This is a genomic window from Blautia massiliensis (ex Durand et al. 2017) (assembly GCF_051861785.1).
Classification (GTDB): Bacteria; Bacillota; Clostridia; order Lachnospirales; family Lachnospiraceae; genus Blautia_A; species Blautia_A luti_A.
Window position 1 is genome coordinate 2,323,025 of record NZ_CP146725.1, and the last position, 19,337, is coordinate 2,342,361.

Below are 19,337 nucleotides of genomic sequence, written 5' to 3' on the forward strand. Positions count from 1 at the left end.
GAAGGCTGAATTCACCGGAGGTCTTCACAAGATGTAATAAATGGCACAGGAATCTGTACCGAGAAAAAGAAAGAGAGGTAAAAAGATGCTTAGAAAAGAACTGCAGAAAAAAATGCAGGCAGTTGCAATGGCAGCTGTTGTGACACTTACCACCGTAGGTGCACCGGCTACTACCTTTGCCGGAGAACTTCCCGGAGAATTAACTGCCGAAGCCTTCTCTGATAATGGGGAAGCAGTGACAGAAGAGGTCACAGAGGATGATTTTTCGGACGGAGAAACCGCTGCGGGACAAAGCAGCGCAGGAGAAAACGAAGTAGTTGATGTTCCGGCTGCACAGGCTGAGGAGAGCAGCGAAGGAAGCACAGAGGACGAGCAGGCAAAAGCCCAGGCTTATCTGAAAGAAAACTTTATTGACGGAAGCAATAAGATCATAACCAGTGGCGGTACAGGCGTTACAAAAAGTGAGGATGGTCTTACTTACAATGTTGCCCTTACGATCCCGACCAGCGGATATGCTATCAGAAGTATGAGATTAAAATATGTGAATACTGTTTATAAAACAGGATGGTACATTGATAAGGATAATCCGTATGTTGGCTATAAAGCTCCGGCGACAAACGGTAGCAGAAGTATCACAAGACCTACCGCAGAGCAGGGTCCATACACCTTCACAGCAACCCTGAAACTTTTCGCCCTTGATACAGACACAACAGCGATCAACGACGGAACTGCAACAGCGCTTGCAACACAGGACTTCACCATCGTTCTGGCTCCGGAAAAGAAGAACTATACCGTAAATATCAAACCGGTAAACGCAAAAACAGGGGAAGCCATTGAAGGCGCAACCGTAGATATTCAGAAAGACTGGAGTTCCCTTACTCCGGCAGACGATGGAAGCTATACACTGGTAGAAGGTTCCGAGTATACACTGACAGTAACCGCAGACGGATACGATAAATATACACAGACGATCCTTCCATCTGCAAGCGGAGATATAGAAGTAAAGCTTTCTCCGATCGTATACAGAAATACAACCTTCGCAGTGACAGGAAATGACGGAGCAACCATCACAGACGCGGATATCACAGTAAAAGAAGGCTGGTATACAACTCTCAGACCGCAGGAAGACGGAAGCTACAAGCTCCAGGCAGGCAAAGAGTACAAATATACCATCACAAAAGACGGATATAAAGAAGCATCCGGAAGCTTCACCGTACCGGATGAGGCAGGCGATTATACCTTCCCTGTCACCCTTCAGTCCAATATCGATCCTGCAGATCAGGCAGCGGTAGACGCAGTAAAGAAAGCCTTTGACGCAGAATTCGGAACCTTACGTCCTGTTTACGGAACCGATTCTAACATTGCGGACATGGTACTGGCAAAAGTCAAAAAGTACAATCTGGATGTAGATGTATCCAATGTAAAGGTTTCTCTTGCGACATCTGAGGATACGGATTATATCGGCACTGACGGAACCATTCATTATGTAAAGAGTGATCTGAACAGCATGGGTGTGTATTCCAAGAGCCTGGACTGCACCTTTAAGTTTACCTGCAACAACGCGTCTGCAGTATCTGAGAGCCGCAGAGTAACTGTCAGCTGGGATCAGGAATATTTCAGAGGCAAAATGCAGGCAGAGGCTGACCAGCTTACCTGGGACAGCATAAAAGGAAATAATGCGTCACAGGAGGAAGTAACTTCTGATCTGACACTTCCGGGCTGCATGGGTACCAGCATGCGTAATATATGGTCTATCGTAACATGGAAATCTTCTGATCCGGATGTGATCTCTATCCAGAATCCGTCCATCGATTCCCCGATCTATCCGAGAACCGGAAAGATCAACCCGAAAACAGAGGACACAGAGGTTACTCTGACAGCTACCTTTAAGGCAAACGATACACTCCTTAATGAGTATATTGAAAAAGCCGACAGCTTCGGAACCATTAAAAAAACCTTCAAAGTAACGGTAAAGGGAAGCGGAAGCCAGGCACCGACTGAGGAAGAATTAAAGGCGATTCTGGATAAATATTATACAGCAGATCAGCTGAAGGATTTTACAACGCAGACACAGCTTGATACAGCGAACTGTACCGGTGACATCCAGCTTCCTCGTTACACAAGGATCAAAGATGAAAACGGTGAGGATGTATTCAAGAATAAAGAGATCACAGTAACCTCCAGTGATGCGAACCTGATGAAGATCAACGGATACAGAGCAGCGGTGGATCTGTTTACATATGATAAAGATACGACAGCAAATCTTATCGTTACCTTCACAAGAGAAGGCGTAACTGCCACAAAAGAGATCCCGATCACAGTTTCCGTAAAAGATATCAACGAAAAGCTGGACACAGAAATTGCTATGATGGATTACGCAAAAGCCCATTATTTCGATGGTATCAAAGGTGACAATGCCGACGCGGACAGCATTACCACAAACCTTCACGCATTCCAGGAAATGTATCTGGACAACGAAGGAAAAGCTGTCTGGGTATACAATGCAGATGACAAAACAGGCGCAGGTATCATCACAGATGATTATTTTGATGACCCGTGGATCATGGAAGGACAGGGATACAATCACTTCAAATCTTCCAACAACGCAGTGATCCAGCATGAAAACCTTGTTGTAAACAGACCGGAGAGCAATACACAGATCACCATCAGTTCTCTTCTTTCCAGTGAGAAATATGGCCAGTTTGCAACAGATCATCCGGATAACGCAAAACTTCAGAAACTTTATAAACAGGAAGCATCTGTTACAGTAACCGTAAAGGGAACAAAAGCAGAAGGCGAAGCTCTGAAAGCTAAGATCCAGGAAGCAAATACACTTCTTGAGAGCATCACAGAGGGAACAGAAGCAGGACAGTATCCGGAAGGAACAAAAGATGCCCTTTCCGAAGCAATCAAAGCTGCACAGGCAGTTTCCGATAACGCCGAGGCAACAGAAGCACAGCAGACAGAAGCAATCACAGCCCTTGCCAAGGCTATGAAAGACTGCCAGGATTCCAGGATTCCGCAGAGTGCTGATGTAACTGTCATCGCCGGTACCGAAGCAAACACAGCCGGAAAAACACAGGCCCTTACAGTAAAGGCTACAGACGCAGCACTTTACGGATATGTAAAACCGGAGAAAGTACAGGCAGAGGTAACTGTTCTTGACGCACTTGCAGATCTTCATGCAGCAATGTACGGAGACGCATTTAAGGCAGCACCGGAAGATTACCTGGTAGTAAATGAGAGTGGCTGGATCAGCAAAGCGTTTGGAGTTACTACTGCTAATGTAAGCTTCTTTGTAAACAACAAAATGCCGCTGGGTGACAGTGGATATGGAAGCATGTGTAATGAAGCCATTCTGAACAGCGGAGATGTTTTAAACGTATTCTTCTATAATGACACAGCAGGATACAGTGACGAATATCTGTATTTTGACAGCATTGCATGCGACATCATGGCTAAGAAAGACTTTATCCTGAATGTAAAAGGATTTAAGGCAGCATGGGGTGAGGAGGCTTCTGCACAGAAGGATATCACCGTAGAACTCCGTGACAGCGAAGGTAAGACAGTAGCAACAGGAACCACCGATGAGAACGGAAATGTAACACTTAATGCACCGGCAGAAGGAACTTATACAGCAGCTATCGTAAAAACACCATATGAGTACTATATTCCGGTAGATGCCAAGGTTGTTGCCAAGGCACATGAGCATAGCTACACAACCTGGAAAAAAGTAAGCTCTGCAACCGTATTTGCTCCGGAGAAACAGGAAAGCACCTGTGATTTCTGTGGCGAGAAGACAACAAAAACTGTTGGCGAGAAACTTACACCAACCGTTAAACTTACAGCAACAAAACTGGCACTGAAAACGAAACAGTCTGTAACCGTAAGGGCAACAGGACTTGCAAAGGGAGATTACGTCAAGAGCTGGACATCCTCCAAAAAGTCAGTTGCAACTGTAGACAAAAACGGTAAGATCACAGCAACCTCCAAAGAGGGAACCGCAGTGATCACAGTAACTCTTGCAAGTGGAAAAACCGCAAAAGTAACTGTAACCGTAAAAATGATCAGAACAACAAAGCTCACAAAAGTACCGAAGACACTGAGCCTTACAACCGGAAAGAAATATACCCTGAAACCGGTTGTAACACCATCCAATTCTCAGGAGAAAGTTACTTACAAGAGCAGCAACACCAAGATCGCTACTGTAAGCAGCACAGGTGTGATCACTGCGAAAAAAGTCGGAAAAGTAACGATCACCGTACAGTCCGGAAAGCAGAAAGCAACGGTAACATTAACTGTGAAAAAAGCGCCTGCATTAAAAGCAATCAAAAATGTTCCGACTAAGAAAACCATCACAAAGGGTAAAACATACACATTAAAACCACAGCTTTATCCGTCAGGAGCAATTGCAAAGATCACTTATACATCCAGCAACAAAAGCGTTACCACAGTAGATTCCAAAGGCAAGATCACAGCAAAGAAAAAAGGAACTGCTGTGATCACTGTAAAAGCCGGCAAATTTACTGCAAAATGCAAAGTTACTGTAAAATAGGAAATTGATAAGAAATTAAAGATCACAGAAATGTGAAACCAAAAAACAGGGTCTGTCAGAAATGACAGCCCTGTTTTTTGTTGTTTCTGTCAGAAAAAATCTGATCAGGCCGGATTGATGACGATCCGGTTCCGTCTGGCCAGAGCAATGGCGATATGACAGCCTTCCGCAATGGCACAGGCTTTGTCGGCAAAGCTGATGATCCAGGCTTCTCTGTTGCGTGGAAGAGGTCCCAGAGGGAACATATGTGAGAGAATTGCGTCCAGTTCTCTGTCCGTCATATCAAAGTGAGTGGCACTGTTTTCTGCGGCAGCTTTCGGGTGATAGAACGCCTGATGCTCACCGGTCGGTGTCTCTGCTTTGAAATCGTAAGGACAGAAATCGTGGAGAAGTCCTGCCCTTGCGGCGGCTTTCTCGTCACATCCCAGCTTCCTGGCAATGAACCAGGAGAGGTAGGAAACATTGATACTGTGCATGAGCCGAGTGGTCCACTGGTGGTGGGTGTACAGGCTCAGCTTCAGGAATTCTCTGTTGCAGAGGATGTTTTTCACAAGCTCATGATATTCCTGTGAGACCTCGTCCGACACTGTGATATCCATCGGCAATCACCTTCTTTCTTCTGTTTATAATTTCATTATGACGCTTATAGCGAAAAATGCAATAAAATTTATAGTTTTTTTAGAAATTAGTTGGAACAAATTTTTTTAGACTTTGCTGTGGGGTGTCGATCAGAATGTGAATGCCAGTCGCATTGGATGTTTTGTCCGGAAGGGATGTATGGTATAGTTTAACCAAATCAAGTAAGTCCCCTGCTTAAATTGCGAAAAGCAATAAGCAGTGGGTGGGGACTTGCTTGTATCAGGAGGAGTGAAAGCTCCTCCTGATAAACTGCGGAGCAGTTATTTGGTGTAGAGCTACGTAGCGAAGCGGATTGCGAATATCCGCTTGACTCAGCGAAAAAAATATTGTCGAGAGACATTCTTAAAAGACTGAGGAGGGTGAATGGATATGAAACCTGAAAAACTGATCGAAGTACTTTCCGTTGCAGAAAGATTAAAAGATGCGGTGCGTCATTGCTACACATCCGGTGGAAGGCGGGAGAGTGTTGCGGAGCATTCCTGGAGAATTACACTGATGGCTTATTTTGTCAGCGATGAGTTTCCGGATGCGGATCTTCTGAAAATTATGAAAATGTGTCTGATCCATGACCTGGGGGAAGCTTTTACCGGGGATATCCCAGCTTTTGAAAAAACGGATAAAGATTCGGAAAAAGAAGCGGATGTACTGGGCGAGTGGGTAAAAACCCTTCCGGAGCCATTTGATAAAGAGATGGCAGAACTATATCAGGAAATGGAAGCACAGCAGACTCTGGAATCCAGGATTTACAAAGCTCTGGACAAGCTGGAAGCTCTGATCCAGCACAATGAATCCGATATTAAAACCTGGATCCCGCTGGAATATGATCTGCAGATGACTTACGGAAATGAGCAGGTGAAATTCTCAGATTATCTGACAGAGCTTCGTGATCAGGTACGCGAGGACAGTGTGCGGAAGATTGAATGCAACAGAAAAGAGGGAACCATATAATCTGGCTCCCTCTTTTAAAAATCTTTATTTTATGATTTTATGCGGATTTCTTATTTACCGAAGTATCTCTTAAGCAGACCGGCGAATGCTTTTCCGTGTCTAGCTTCATCCTTAGCCATCTCATGAACTGTGTCATGGATTGCGTCAAGGTTAGCTGCTTTCGCACGTTTAGCAAGGTCGAATTTACCTGCTGTAGCACCGTTCTCAGCCTCTACACGCATCTGAAGGTTCTTCTCTGTGCTGTCTGTTACAACTTCGCCAAGGAGCTCTGCAAATTTAGCTGCATGCTCTGCTTCCTCGTAAGCTGCCTTCTCATAGTACATTCCAACTTCCGGATATCCTTCTCTGTGAGCTACTCTAGCCATTGCAAGATACATACCAACCTCAGAGCACTCGCCCTCGAAGTTTGCTCTCAGGTCTGCAAGGATGTCCTCGCTGACGCCTTTAGCTACACCTACAACATGCTCAGCTGCCCATGAGAGCTCGCCTTCCTGTTTCTGGAATTTAGAAGCTGGTGCTTTACATACCGGACAGGCTTCCGGTGCCTGCTCGCCTTCATAAACATATCCACATACTGTACATACCCATTTAGCCATAGTAATGATCTCCTTTTCTTTTTTGAAATATATTGTTTGTTTTTGTTTCTTATAAATTAATAATAGTAATTATTACTATTTTATAGTATCATGTGATCTTTATTTTGTCAAGCTTGTTTTTCTTCTTTTTTCAGGCATTCCTTGCAGATCCCATAGAAGCTTGCATCTACGTCAAAGACTTTTCCGTGGATAAATTCTGCAGCTGCCTGTTCAAGAATTCCGTTAAGTCTGTCTGACTGCATATCGATCACCCGGTTGCATCTGGTACACATGAAATGTGAGTGTGGTGCGACCCTTCCATCGTAGCGATCCGCGCTTCCGAAATTGGTCAGCTTCCGGATCTCGCCGATGTCACTGAGAAGAGAAAGATTACGGTAGACAGTTCCGAGACTGATGCTGGGGTAGATCTGTCGAAGATTCTCGTATACTGTGTCTGCCGTTGGATGATCTGTTCTGGATCTCAGAAATTCCTTGATAGATTCTCTCTGACGGCTGTATTTAAGTGCTGCCATAATGTTTCCTCCCTATTAGTAATAGTAATTATTACTGATATTATAATACATGACAGAGAAAGGTTTGTCAAGAGATTTTGATCTTATTATCCAAAATATTGTGCCCTTAATGATGGGATTTTATCAATAAAAATTCCTGATGAGAATTTTAAAAAAAATAAGTTGACACAAACTAACTTTAGTAGTATATTTACGATAGTTAGATAAATCTAACTAAAGCGTAAAGGAGAATGCAAATGACTTGTGCAAAATTTGAATCTGTCATAGGTTATCATTGTTCCCCTGTATTAATGGGAATGAAACCGGCGAACCTTGTTTCCTTTTCCAAGGAAAAAATGCCGGAGCTGCCGGAGATCATTTCGGATTATAAGGAGAGTCTTGAACAGGAAGGCATCCGTATGGAGATCATCTGCGGATGCAGGAAGCATTATCTTCTTCTGGTGTACCGGTCGGATATGCTGCAGGAATATCTTAAGCAGGAAGAGGCCAGGAATCTTTTGCTCCAGGATGGTTATAATATAGATGGTTCTCTGGATGAGATGATCGCCCGTCTGAAGGAGAGATTTTTTCATAAGACGGAATTTCCTCATGAGATCGGACTTTTCCTGGGTTATCCCATTGAAGATGTGAAGGGCTTCCGGAAGTTCGGAGGCAGTGGCTGCAAGATGTGTGGTTACTGGAAGGTTTATGATGATGTGGAGCAGGCTCGCAGGATTTTTGACAGCTATGATAAGTGCCGGGAGTTTACTGCGGCGCAGATCCGTGCTGGGTATTCGATTTTGCAGGTTGTTGGTATGAAGCATCTCTGTACATCTCAGATGTGCGTATAATATAAAGTTTAAAAACAGGAGGTTTTTAAGATGAGCAAGGTAGGAATTATTTACTGGTCTTCCACAGGTAACACAGAGGCAATGGCACAGGCTGTTGAGGAAGGCGCAAAAGCAGCCGGTGCGGATGTTGAGATCATGGAAGTTGCAGATGCAGATGTAGATAAAGCTCTCTCTTATGATGTTCTGGCACTTGGTTGTCCGGCAATGGGAGATGAGGAGCTTGAGGATGGTGAGTTCGAGCCATTCTTCTCTGATTTGGAAGGCAAACTTTCCGGTAAAAAAGTTGCACTTTTCGGTTCCTATGACTGGGGCGACGGAGAGTGGATGAGAACATGGTGCGGCAGAGCAAAAGACGCAGGCGCAGAGCTTGTTGAGGATGAAGGACTCATTGTAAACAATACACCTGATGATGAAGGACTTGCAGCTTGCCGTGAACTTGGTGGAAAACTTGCATAAGATCTGTTAGATTTCAAACAAATAAAAACTGAGCAGAGCATTGGATTTTCAAACACAAACACCATCCGGACAGAAGGGATAGATATCTTTTTTGTCCGGGTGGTGTTTTATTTTGAGCGAAAATATCTGCTTATTACTTTGAGAAAATATAGAGGAAATGAATATTAAGACAAAAAATCCTTGTTGATTTTAATATTTACGTGTCCTAAAATAGATAAAGATGAAATAAAGCAGGAAAGTGAGGGATGCCGGATGACGCGGGAGGAAGCGGAACAGTATTTATATTATGCGATGACAATTGGTGAACAGCTTCTTTGCTGCGGAGCAGAGGTTGGACGTGTGGAAGATACCATACGGCGGATCTGCCTGGCATATGGAGCCACCCGGGCAGATGTTTTTTCTATCACATCCAGTATTGTGACGACTATTTATGGAGAGGATTTCGGTATTTGCACCCAGACGCGGCGTGTGCCGGGAATGTCCAATGATCTGGGGCGGCTGGATGACCTGAACCAGCTTTCCAGATATATCTGTGAGTATCGGCCGAAGCCGGAGGAGATCCAGAAGGGGCTGGAAAAGATCCGGGATAAACAAGGATATTCTTTTAAAACGCAGATTTTGATCTATGCTGTAATTTCAGGTTCTTTTTCCGTGTTTTTCGGAGGAGATGTCAACGATATGATCGCTTCTGCGCTGATAGGTATCGCCCTGAAGCTGTTTGAGGCTTTTGTAAAAAAGGGCACATTAAACTCGCTGCTGACAGTGCTTCTTTGCTGCGGAGCCGGCGGAGTACTTTCCAATCTTACAGTTCTGATCGGGCTTGGACATCATGCGGATCTGATCAGTATCGGAAATATCATGCTTCTGATACCGGGAATTGCATTTACCAATTCATTGCGCGATATGTTTTCAGGAGATACCATTACAGGTTTGATCCGATGTATGGAGGCACTTTTGCTGGCACTGGTCGTGGGCCTTGGTTTTACGGTGGCGAATCTGTTGTTTTAACCGAATCAGGGAAGTTCTCTTGAAGGTTGCGAAAAGCAATAAGCAGTGAATGAGGAGGTCACATACAGTATCAATTGTGGAGTAGCGAAATGCAGCAGATAATGGGAGCATTTGAGAGTAGTTATGATTTATTCAGGAGGAAAATATGAGGGAAATCATACAGCTGGTCGTATCCTTCACAGGATCCCTCGGCTTTGCGGCATTATTTAATATCCATGGAAAAAAACTCTGGTTTGCGGCTGTAGGGGGCTGTCTGTCCTGGGCTGTATATCTGGCAGTGGAGTTCATAACGCCAAGTCCGTATGCGTGCGGTTTCTGGTCAACAGTAGCTATTACTCTGTATGCAGAATGTATGGCAAGAATTCATAAAACGCCGGTAACTGTATTCCTGGTTTCCGCGACAATTCCGCTGATTCCGGGAGCAGCACTTTACCGGACCATGAACTGGATGTTGATGAAAGACTGGGCGAAATTCCGGAAAGACGGAATCTATACGATCCTTTTTGCGGTGAGCATGGCAGCAGGAATGACGCTGACGACGATTGCGTTCCGGATGGCGTGGCGGTGGATGTACAGGCAGAGGAGAATGTAATAATGGAAAAGTAAAAAAAGAATATTGTTTTTTTATCAGCAGTCTGAGAGAAAATAGTGATACATAAAGTGAGAGGTTGGAACGATAGTGTTCTAACCTCTTTTTGGCAGAAATACAAATAGTAAATGTAATTATTGCACAAAAAATGCATATAAAATATATACAAAATACATAAAATAAAAACGAAAATAAAATAAAAAACATACAATATATACAAGATGTCCATAAATGACAGAGGTGTTATCTTTATATGACAAAGAACAGGATAATTACATGCTATACTCATGCATGTAATCGAGGGAAACATAAAGGAGAAAAAATGAGCTCATACATTTTCGAAACGGTAGATTATGATAAAAAGTATCCGGCAAATGTTTTTGTCACACATATAGGAAATAGTCAGTTCCACTGGCACTATGAATACGAGATATGTCTTGTATTAAAGGGAAGTATCAAGATTATTTATGATTCAGAGCCAACTGTTTACCATGAAAATGAAATTGTACTTATAAATTCCAGAGCAGTTCACAGTGTACAGGGTGAAGAAGATAATCTATGTGTATTTATACAATTAGATCCGGTGTTGTTTCAGGAAGATGGGCAGAATACAGGAAGTATCCGACATTTTTATCTGGATAGTGTTCGGAATGAGCTGGAATCATATAAGCCATACCGGTATTTTGTAAAAAAAACAGCAAAGATTGCCTATGAAACTTTGGAAGATCAGGAAAATGGATATTTTCGTGGCAGAGCAGAAATTTATACGCTGATAGCAGATCTGATCGAACATGTTGAATATGTTATTCATTCAAATGTGCAGATTGCAGAGAATGAAATGGATTTGGTTATGAGATTCTTCGATTATGTTAAAGAGCATCTTCAAATGGAAGAAGTCCTTCAGAATGCGGTAAAAGAACTGGGTGTAAGTCAGAAAACGATGATTCGGTATCTGAAAAAACATATAGGAATGTCTGCAAAAGAAGTTCTGGATATACAGAGAGTAGCAATGGCACGCCATTATTTGTCAGAAACAGATAAATCTGTCAATTATATTATTGACTGTTGTGGATTCGGTTCAGAAAAAACTTTTTACCGTATATTCAAAAAAGAAACAATGATGACACCAGCTGAATATAGAAGCAAGATTTCAAAGCAGCGCGGTGATAAGAAGAAAAAACAGGGCTATCTTTCATTTGACAGGCAGGAAACGCATCGACTGCTGAAAAAACTGCTTAAAGAGAATTAGGAACAGATTATCAGGCAGGAGGAAGAAAAATGCCAGGAAACACGAGAACACAGCGAATGCAGTATAACGGAAAAGCAAAAAAAATCATTGATTCACTTACGTTGGAAGAGAAAGTTTCATTGATGAGCGGCACTATGACATTTGAGGAAGTTCGTGGTGCGATAAAAAAGAGGACACAGGAGCATTATAATCAGTTCCCGTATCCTGCGGGCGGAATTACAAAACAGCATGTTTCTCCGGTTTTGTTTGTTGACGGACCGAGAGGTGTAGTCTGTGGCAATGGAAGAAGTACTGCATTTCCGGTATCAATGTTGAGAGGCGCAACATTTGATACAGAGCTGGAAGAAAAAATCGGAGAAGCGATCGGTGAGGAAGTACTTGCCTATGGTGGAAATCTTTTTGGTGGCGTATGTATAAATCTTCCATATAATCCAGGATGGGGAAGAAGTCAGGAAACATATGGAGAAGATACATTTCAACTTGGGGAAATGGGAGCTGCTCTTGTACGGGGAGTACAGAGCAAAGGTGTAATGGCCTGCGTGAAACATTTTGCATTTAATCAGATGGAAAATGCAAGATTTACAGTGGATATTACAGCAGATAAACGGACAGAAAGAGAAGTTTTTCTCCCACATTTCAAAAAAACCATAGATGCAGGTGCGGCCTGTATTATGAGTGCGTATAATTCATATCAGGGTAAATTATGCGGACATAATGAATATCTGCTAAACCAGGTACTAAAAAAAGAATGGGGATTTGACGGATTCATTATGAGTGATTTTGTCTGGGGTGTGAAAGATACAATCGAAGCTGTTAACGGTGGACAGACAATGGAAATGCCGAATACAAAATATTTTGGAGAATGCCTTGTGAGAGCTGTTGAAACAGGAGAGGTATCAGAAGAAGTGATTGATGATGCGGCATTGAGGATTGTAAGAACCGTTCTGGCGTTTGATGATGGACAGAGTAAAGCTGACCGGAAAAAAGTCGGATGCAGGGAGCATATAGAACTTGCATTAGAAGCGGCAAGAGAAGGAATCACTCTTATAAAAAATGATGAAAACATATTGCCTTTATGCAAGAAAGAAACGCATAAGCTTCTGATTCTGGGAAAACTTGCAGATAAAGAAAATACCGGCGACAGAGGAACCAGTCAGGTGTATCCGAAATATGTTGTAACGATCCTTGAGGGGCTTATTAAGAACTGTCCGGATACAGAAGTAATCTATTATCCAGGCAAAAATGTTGAGCATAGCAAAAAAATGGCCCGGGAGGCAGATGCAGTTATTTTTGTTGCCGGATATGATTATCGGGATGAAGGTGAGTTTGTGGCACAGGATAAAGAAGATGTCTTTACCGGAGGTGTGGGTGGAGACAGAAGAAATGGTCTGAGTCTTCATAAAGATGAGCAGGAACTGATTGAGCAGGTTGGATCGGAAAACCCTAAATCTGCAGTTGTTCTGATTGGTGGAAACACAATCATGCTTGATTCATGGAGCAATAAAATAAATGCAATTCTGTTTGGATATTATCCGGGAATGAAAGGCGGACAGGCTGTTGCAGAAATCCTTTTTGGTGATGTGAATCCAGGAGGAAAACTTCCATTTACGATTCCACAGAAAGAAGAAGATCTGGCAGAAATAGACTGGAATGCAGAGCATCAGAGATATGAGTATTTTCATGGTTATAGAAAACTGGAAAAAGAAAGTCATACACCGGCTGTTCCGTTTGGATTTGGTTTAAGCTATACACAGTTTGAGGTAGCGAAACCTCAAGCATGGAAAGAAAAAAATCAGATTTGTGCATGTGCAGAAATAAAAAACTGCGGACACAGAGCTGGAAGTGAAGTTCTTCAGTTGTATATTGGATTTAATAATTCGAAAGTGAAGCGAGCTGTAAAAACGCTGAAAGGATTCAGAAAAGTATGGCTGGAACCAGGAGAGAGAAGGACTGTAACGATAACATGTCCGACAGAAGAACTGGAATGGTATAACGAAAATACCGGCGAATTTGAGTTGGAGCATATGAATTATGAGATCTATATCGGAACTAGCAGTGCAGACAAGGATTTATATAAAATAACTCTTGATGTATAACGATTTATAAAAAACGAAAGAGAGGGATTGATAATGAAATCAGCAATAAATGTACAGGAAACACCATTATATCAGCGTTCGAAGTACCGTAAAATTATGCTTCTTACCGCGATCCTGCTTTTAGGTGTTCTGGATCAGGCACCATCTGTAGTCAATTCAACTATACCGGCCATGACAGAGACTTTTAGCGGCCATGCACTTTCACTGATTGAGTCTATAACAACAATTGTAAATCTGTTTGTTACAATTTTTGTATTAGTCAGCGGATTTCTTGTAAATAAAATAGGACAGAAACAAACCGCATTGCTTGGTATTGGCATTGCAGCGATATCTTCAATTGTACCTGTATTTTCAACAAACTTTTATGTAGTACTTGGATCACGTGCAGTACTTGGAATTGGTATCGGACTTTCCAATGCTCTCGCAGCCAGTCTGCTGAGTGCGTTTTTTAAAGGTAATGAGCTGGCAAAATACATGGGCTGGAGAACAGCTGCAGGCGGAATCGGAACTTCTCTTATGACAATGGTTGCAGGTCAGCTCCTTAAGCTCAGCTGGCATATGTCTTATCTTGTTTATATACTGTTTGTACCTACATTATTGCTGTTTATCTTCTTTGTTCCGGAACCGGAGAAGTATGGAGTTTTTGTTCAGAAGAATGAAGAAAAGAAAAAAAGTGTAAAAGAAGCTAATGCAGATAATAAACTTGCAGGACTTGGTACAGTTCTGGCACTGGCAGTATTATTCTTCTTTTTTCTTGTAGGAGCAACTATCTTTGGAACGAAACTTGCACAGATCTTTGTTACAAAAAATATCGGAACTGCATCAGAAGCAAGTGTTGTTGCAAGTATCTTTACATTATCACAGATGTTTGGAGGCATGCTTTTTGGATATTGCTATAAGCACTTTGGGACAAAAATGCTTCCTGTAACTATTTTACTGAGAGGGCTTCCTCTTCTTGTGATCGGAGTAGTAAACAGTAAAATACTGATTGGTTTAATGGCTGTTATATTTGGACTTGCAGGTGGAATGACAGTTTCTCTGATTTTTATGACAGTAAGTACGGTTATTACACCAAAGAATGCAACATTATACAATGCAATTCCAATGGTAGGTTCTAATCTTGGCGCATTTTGTGCACCATTCATCGCAGGATATATGGGAAGTGCACCTGATACTGCGATGAGAAATGCAGGATGGATGTACGTTGTAATGTCCGTAGTTGTTATTGTGGTTCTCACAGCTGTATCAGCAAAAAGAAAGGATAGATAAATATGTTTCAGGTAAAAAAAGATAGAATCTATAAAGACAGAAAACCATTTTTCTATTTTGCAGATACTTGCTGGAGTGCATTTACCAATATTTCCATGGATGACTGGAAATATTATGTGGATTACCGATATAAACAAGGATTTAATTGTATTCAGATCAATATTTTGAAGCAGTGGGATTCCAGTGGAGATGAACTTAATCTGTATCCGTTCCCGATCAAAAAAGAAGGGGAATGGAGAGGCGCGCATTTTGAATTTGATTATTCAACTATTAATGAAAAATATTTTGATGCAGCGGAAGAAAAGCTGCAGGTGCTGAAGGAGTATGGAATGACACCGGTTCTTGTCCTGCTGTGGGGAAATTATGTACCGGGAACATGGGAATCTAAATTTACAAATAATAATCTTTTTCCATATGAATATCTGGAACAGTACACCTCATATGTGGCGAAAAGATTTAAAAAATATGAGCCGATTTATTTTATAAGCGGTGATACAGATTTTCCGGAGGAAGAGACTGTTAAATACTATAAAAAAGTCTTTGATACAGCAAAAGCAGCAGATCCTGATGCGTTGTATACATTTCATATCTGTGGTGAAAGCATGGAAATTCCAAAAGAATTAAAAGAAGCAGCAGATTTTTTTACATACCAGTCGGGGCATTTTATTCCAGGACAGCATTTTGCATATGATATTCCGAAAGCGATGCGTAAAGAGGGATATGAGAAGCCTGTAATCAATACAGAGCCATGTTATGAACAGATTGCTGCTCCCGGGAAAATCCGTTTTACAAATCGTGATGTAAGAAGAGCTGCCTGGCAGTCTGTACTTTCAGGTGCGGATGCAGGAGTAACTTATGGAGCACATGGAGTATGGAGTTGGCATCATCATGGACAGAGCTTTGATTCTTTTATCCGAAAGGGAGCGGGATTTTCGCTTCCATTTGACTGGCATGATGCGTTGCATTTCAGAGGTGCGGATGATATGCATTATCTGAAAGAAAGCATGGAGGAATTTTTTCCGGAAGGATGTACTTCAGATTATGTAACATTCAATGAAATGGAAGAAATTCGTTGTGCACATGATGCAGATAAATATGTGATCTATGTGCCGACAAATGTGGAATTGGATCTGTCTGTACTGAATATCAGTAAAGAAAAGTATCAGGTAGAAATAGTGGATCTTGAGACACGGCAAAAATATCAGGGGCAATGGAAAGAAAATGAGGCAAGGCTGCATCTTCTTTCATGCTATGAGGATGCACTTGTTGTTTTAAAGAAACATAAATAAAAAAGAGGGAGAGCCAATTGCCGCGGAATATTTTGCGAAGGGAATTTCCAGTGTTGTTTTGAAGTATGCTACGGAAGGACGACCTTTTTTCAAAGAAAATCTTTATCCGGGAAAAGAACCAGTATCAGTTTTTCCTAATTCGTTAAAAGAGCTGGCAATGACAGTTGCTATGTTAAGAGAAAATGCACAGAACTGGGCAATCGATCCAGATAAGATTGCAGTGGCTGACTTTTCGGCAGAAGGCAATCTGGCAGGACAACTTTCCGTATACTGGAAAAAAGAATGGCTTGAAAAAGAAACAGGATATTCATCGGAAATGATGAAACCTAATATTGCAATCCTTGCTTATCCGATGCTTGACTGTGTAAAAGCTTCAGGAAGAACTGCAATCAATGCGTGGGTGAATAGGGCAATGCTCGGGGAGGATGCTACTGAGGAAAGGCTGAAAAAAGTTTCTCCGTTGTATCAGGTAAATTCAGATGTGCCGCCAACCTTTATCTGGCATACGACAGAAGATACATTTGTTCCTGTGGAAAATTCCTTGGCATATGTAATGGAACTTCAGAAAAATCAGATTCCATATGAAGTACATATTTATCAGAAAGGTGAGCATGGCTTTGCATTGGGAGATGAAAGAACAGATTCCATGCCAAATCACAGCCAGGTTAACGAACAGGGAGCAACATGGGTTAAGCTGTCATTGGGATGGATGAGGCAGATTGGATTTATGAAATAAAACACAAAATAAAGGGTACACCTAAATTATTATTGCTGTGTCTGACAGTTCTTGTTGCTGCGGTGACCTAGACAGTATATGGTTTTGAGTAGAAAATTGTATATTTGTAGGTAGACAGAAGTTCGTCAGCACATGGATAGAAGCAATTCTTGGGAGTGCTATAGAACTCTGACCTGAAATTCCCCGTTTACAAACCATCAGAAATGTGTTACGATTTTCCCATATGGAAAACTCGTGGAAGAAGAGAGTACATGTGTACACCACACTACAGGGAAATCCCCGGAGAACTTTTTATATAAGGAGTTCCGAGACTGAGAGGGATGTGCAGGCGCAGATGGAAGATGGCTTCGGAGAGGCATTGCTGACCCGGTTTGAACGTGATAAGCGAAATGTAAATGTCCCGTTTAATGGACACCGGCAGGTGATGACAGGACCGCCTGTTATAGCGGAAAGGTATAGAAACTGCTGTACCTGATGAGGTTTTTGCCGCGAGGCAGGAACGAAAAGAAGTGGTAACACGGGTAATAACTCGTCTTCTCATATCATTATGGTATGGGAAGACGTTTTTTTATTTTTATTATGGAGGAAAGAAAAGATGGAAAAGCAGAGATATTATATCAGCACTGCCATTGCGTACACATCCGGTAAACCGCATATCGGAAATACCTATGAGGTCGTTCTTGCGGATGCGATCGCACGTTTTAAAAGACAGCAGGGTTATGACGTATATTTTCAGACAGGTACTGATGAGCATGGCCAGAAGATCGAGCTGAAGGCTGAGGAGGCTGGTGTTACACCAAAGGAATTCGTAGATAACGTTTCCGGCGAGATCAAACGCATCTGGGATCTGATGAACACATCCTATGATAAATTCATCCGTACAACAGATAAAGACCATGAAGAGCAGGTCAAAAAAATCTTCAAAAAAATGTATGCAAAGGGAGATATCTACAAGGGTCATTATGAAGGAATGTACTGTACACCATGTGAGTCCTTCTTCACAGAGTCCCAGCTTGTAGACGGCAAATGTCCGGACTGCGGACGTCCATGCGTACCTGCCAAGGAAGAGGCATATTTCTTCAAAATGAGTAAATATGCAGACAGGCTGATTGACTACATCAACACACATCCGGATTTCATCCAGCCGGAGTCCCGTAAAAACGAGATGATGAACAATTTCCTTCTTCCGGGACTTCAGGATCTCTGTGTATCCAGAACATCCTTTAAATGGGGAATCCCGGTAGATTTCGATCCGAAGCACGTTGTATATGTATGGCTGGATGCCCTGACAAACTATATCACAGGTATCGGCTATGACTGCGACGGAAACAGCAGCGATAAATTCAACAAATACTGGCCGGCAGATCTTCACCTGATCGGAAAAGATATCATCCGTTTCCATACCATTTACTGGCCAATCTTCCTGATGTCTCTGGATCTTCCGCTTCCAAAACAGGTATTCGGACATCCATGGCTGCTTCAGGGCGATGGAAAAATGAGTAAATCCAAAGGAAATGTAATCTATGCAGATGAGCTGGTTGAGTTCTTTGGTGTAGATGCTGTCCGTTATTTCGTACTTCACGAGATGCCATTTGAGAATGACGGTGTGATCACATGGGAGCTGATGGTTGAGAGACTGAATTCCGACCTTGCAAACACACTTGGAAATCTTGTAAACCGTACTATTTCCATGTCCAACAAATATTTTAACGGAGTCGTTGAGAATAAGAATGTTACTGAGCCGGTTGATGAGGATCTTAAGAACTTCATCCTTCAGGTTCCGAAGAATGTTTCCGCAAAAATGGACAAGCTTCGTGTGGCAGATGCTATCACAGAGGTATTCTCGCTGTTCAAACGCTGCAACAAATATATCGACGAGACAATGCCATGGGCACTTGCAAAGGATGAGACAAAGCAGGATCGTCTTGCAACAGTTCTCTACAACCTGGTTGAGGGAATCTGCATCGGCGCATCTCTTCTGAAATCCTTTATGCCGCGTACAACAGAGCGTATTCTTGTACAGCTCAACGCAAACGAGAGAACTCTTGAGGAGATGGAGCAGTTTGGTCTTTATCCTTCAGGAAACCGCGTAACCGACAAACCGGAGATCCTTTTTGCGAGACTTGACCTGAAAGAGGTTCTTGAGAAGGTTGAGAAGCTTCATCCGAAGAAAGAAGAGCCGAAGGAAGAGGTAGAAGAGGAGAAAACAGAGAATGTGATCGATATTGAGGCAAAGCCGGAGATCACTTTCGATGATTTTGAGAAGCTGCAGTTCCAGGTTGGTGAGATCATCGCCTGTGAGGAGGTTAAGAAATCCAGAAAACTTCTCTGCTCTCAGGTTAAGATCGGAAGCCAGGTTCGTCAGATCGTATCCGGAATCAAGGCTCATTATTCCGCAGAGGAAATGGTGGGCAAAAAGGTTATGGTCGTTACAAATCTGAAGCCTGCCAAGCTTGCCGGAATCCTCAGCGAGGGTATGATCCTCTGTGCAGAGGATGCAGACGGAAATCTTTCCCTGATGGTGCCGGAGAAAGAGATGCCAGCAGGTGCTGAGATCTGCTAAGT

At 42.4% G+C, this 19,337-nt stretch carries 15 protein-coding genes; 12 read left to right on the plus strand and 3 right to left on the minus strand.

The genetic code is table 11. The annotated features are described in order from the left end of the window. Nucleotides 1–85: 85 nt before the first annotated feature. The gene (locus tag V9W66_RS11125; RefSeq protein ID WP_186290079.1) at nucleotides 86–4,555 is read left to right on the plus strand and encodes an Ig-like domain-containing protein; all 4,470 of its coding nucleotides are present in this window, start codon (nucleotides 86–88) and stop codon (nucleotides 4,553–4,555) included. A 104-nt stretch (nucleotides 4,556–4,659) separates the two neighbouring features. Here V9W66_RS11125 and V9W66_RS11130 read toward each other — a convergent pair whose 3' ends face one another. Next, nucleotides 4,660–5,154, minus strand: a complete 495-nt coding sequence (locus V9W66_RS11130) for an HD domain-containing protein (RefSeq protein ID WP_021976382.1) — start codon at nucleotides 5,152–5,154, stop codon at nucleotides 4,660–4,662. A gap of 409 nt (nucleotides 5,155–5,563) precedes the next feature. Here V9W66_RS11130 and V9W66_RS11135 point away from each other — a divergent pair, with 409 nt between their 5' ends. Further along, nucleotides 5,564–6,142: an HD domain-containing protein gene (locus tag V9W66_RS11135; RefSeq protein ID WP_144094396.1), complete on the plus strand. Its 579-nt coding sequence runs from the start codon at nucleotides 5,564–5,566 to the stop codon at nucleotides 6,140–6,142. Nucleotides 6,143–6,192: 50 nt separating this feature from the next. On the opposite strand, the gene V9W66_RS11140 is transcribed toward V9W66_RS11135, so the two are convergent. Together V9W66_RS11140 and V9W66_RS11145 are read right to left on the minus strand one after the other, a co-directional pair. After that, nucleotides 6,193–6,738: an NADH peroxidase gene (locus V9W66_RS11140; protein ID WP_119240844.1), complete on the minus strand. Its 546-nt coding sequence runs from the start codon at nucleotides 6,736–6,738 to the stop codon at nucleotides 6,193–6,195. A gap of 107 nt (nucleotides 6,739–6,845) precedes the next feature. Continuing rightward, on the minus strand, nucleotides 6,846–7,250 hold the full coding sequence (locus tag V9W66_RS11145) for a Fur family transcriptional regulator (RefSeq protein ID WP_144094395.1): 405 nt from the start codon (nucleotides 7,248–7,250) through the stop codon (nucleotides 6,846–6,848). A gap of 236 nt (nucleotides 7,251–7,486) precedes the next feature. On the opposite strand from V9W66_RS11145, the gene V9W66_RS11150 reads away from it, so the two are divergent. The 10 genes from V9W66_RS11150 (at nucleotide 7,487) to metG (ending at nucleotide 19,335) form a co-directional block, all read left to right on the plus strand. Further along, a complete protein-coding gene (locus tag V9W66_RS11150; RefSeq protein WP_186290078.1) occupies nucleotides 7,487–8,080 on the plus strand; it encodes a DUF3793 family protein in 594 nt (197 codons plus the stop codon). Between the two features lie 30 nt (nucleotides 8,081–8,110). Next, complete coding sequence (locus V9W66_RS11155) at nucleotides 8,111–8,536, plus strand: flavodoxin (RefSeq protein WP_110103074.1); 426 nt, start codon at nucleotides 8,111–8,113, stop codon at nucleotides 8,534–8,536. Between the two features lie 252 nt (nucleotides 8,537–8,788). After that, the gene (locus V9W66_RS11160; protein WP_144094393.1) at nucleotides 8,789–9,544 is read left to right on the plus strand and encodes a threonine/serine exporter family protein; all 756 of its coding nucleotides are present in this window, start codon (nucleotides 8,789–8,791) and stop codon (nucleotides 9,542–9,544) included. A 145-nt stretch (nucleotides 9,545–9,689) separates the two neighbouring features. Beyond that, nucleotides 9,690–10,136 (plus strand): threonine/serine exporter family protein, encoded by a 447-nt coding sequence (locus V9W66_RS11165; protein ID WP_144094392.1) that lies wholly within the window; start codon nucleotides 9,690–9,692, stop codon nucleotides 10,134–10,136. Nucleotides 10,137–10,455: 319 nt separating this feature from the next. Next, a complete protein-coding gene (locus V9W66_RS11170) occupies nucleotides 10,456–11,382 on the plus strand; it encodes a helix-turn-helix domain-containing protein (protein ID WP_144094391.1) in 927 nt (308 codons plus the stop codon). Nucleotides 11,383–11,411: 29 nt separating this feature from the next. Continuing rightward, the gene (locus V9W66_RS11175; RefSeq protein ID WP_144094390.1) at nucleotides 11,412–13,478 is read left to right on the plus strand and encodes a beta-glucosidase; all 2,067 of its coding nucleotides are present in this window, start codon (nucleotides 11,412–11,414) and stop codon (nucleotides 13,476–13,478) included. Nucleotides 13,479–13,511: 33 nt separating this feature from the next. Continuing rightward, on the plus strand, nucleotides 13,512–14,747 hold the full coding sequence (locus V9W66_RS11180) for an MFS transporter (protein WP_144094389.1): 1,236 nt from the start codon (nucleotides 13,512–13,514) through the stop codon (nucleotides 14,745–14,747). A 2-nt stretch (nucleotides 14,748–14,749) separates the two neighbouring features. Then, nucleotides 14,750–16,036, plus strand: a complete 1,287-nt coding sequence (locus tag V9W66_RS11185; RefSeq protein ID WP_144094388.1) for an apiosidase-like domain-containing protein — start codon at nucleotides 14,750–14,752, stop codon at nucleotides 16,034–16,036. Nucleotides 16,037–16,094: 58 nt separating this feature from the next. Beyond that, on the plus strand, nucleotides 16,095–16,772 hold the full coding sequence (locus tag V9W66_RS11190) for an alpha/beta hydrolase (RefSeq protein WP_279231485.1): 678 nt from the start codon (nucleotides 16,095–16,097) through the stop codon (nucleotides 16,770–16,772). Nucleotides 16,773–17,319: 547 nt separating this feature from the next. Beyond that, entirely contained in the window at nucleotides 17,320–19,335 is a 2,016-nt protein-coding gene (gene metG / locus V9W66_RS11195; RefSeq protein ID WP_144094386.1) for a methionine--tRNA ligase, read from the plus strand. Nucleotides 19,336–19,337: the final 2 nt, after the last annotated feature.

Excerpts from the sequence above, each read along its gene's own strand:
- V9W66_RS11125 (WP_186290079.1), top strand. The coding sequence starts at position 86 with ATGCTTAGAAAAGAACTGCAGAAAAAAATGCAGGCAGTTGCAATGGCA.
- V9W66_RS11130 (WP_021976382.1), bottom strand. The coding sequence starts at position 5,154 with ATGGATATCACAGTGTCGGACGAGGTCTCACAGGAATATCATGAGCTT.
- V9W66_RS11135 (WP_144094396.1), top strand. The coding sequence starts at position 5,564 with ATGAAACCTGAAAAACTGATCGAAGTACTTTCCGTTGCAGAAAGATTA.
- V9W66_RS11140 (WP_119240844.1), bottom strand. The coding sequence starts at position 6,738 with ATGGCTAAATGGGTATGTACAGTATGTGGATATGTTTATGAAGGCGAG.
- V9W66_RS11145 (WP_144094395.1), bottom strand. The coding sequence starts at position 7,250 with ATGGCAGCACTTAAATACAGCCGTCAGAGAGAATCTATCAAGGAATTT.
- V9W66_RS11150 (WP_186290078.1), top strand. The coding sequence starts at position 7,487 with ATGACTTGTGCAAAATTTGAATCTGTCATAGGTTATCATTGTTCCCCT.
- V9W66_RS11155 (WP_110103074.1), top strand. The coding sequence starts at position 8,111 with ATGAGCAAGGTAGGAATTATTTACTGGTCTTCCACAGGTAACACAGAG.
- V9W66_RS11160 (WP_144094393.1), top strand. The coding sequence starts at position 8,789 with ATGACGCGGGAGGAAGCGGAACAGTATTTATATTATGCGATGACAATT.
- V9W66_RS11165 (WP_144094392.1), top strand. The coding sequence starts at position 9,690 with ATGAGGGAAATCATACAGCTGGTCGTATCCTTCACAGGATCCCTCGGC.
- V9W66_RS11170 (WP_144094391.1), top strand. The coding sequence starts at position 10,456 with ATGAGCTCATACATTTTCGAAACGGTAGATTATGATAAAAAGTATCCG.
- V9W66_RS11175 (WP_144094390.1), top strand. The coding sequence starts at position 11,412 with ATGCCAGGAAACACGAGAACACAGCGAATGCAGTATAACGGAAAAGCA.
- V9W66_RS11180 (WP_144094389.1), top strand. The coding sequence starts at position 13,512 with ATGAAATCAGCAATAAATGTACAGGAAACACCATTATATCAGCGTTCG.
- V9W66_RS11185 (WP_144094388.1), top strand. The coding sequence starts at position 14,750 with ATGTTTCAGGTAAAAAAAGATAGAATCTATAAAGACAGAAAACCATTT.
- metG (WP_144094386.1), top strand. The coding sequence starts at position 17,320 with ATGGTATGGGAAGACGTTTTTTTATTTTTATTATGGAGGAAAGAAAAG.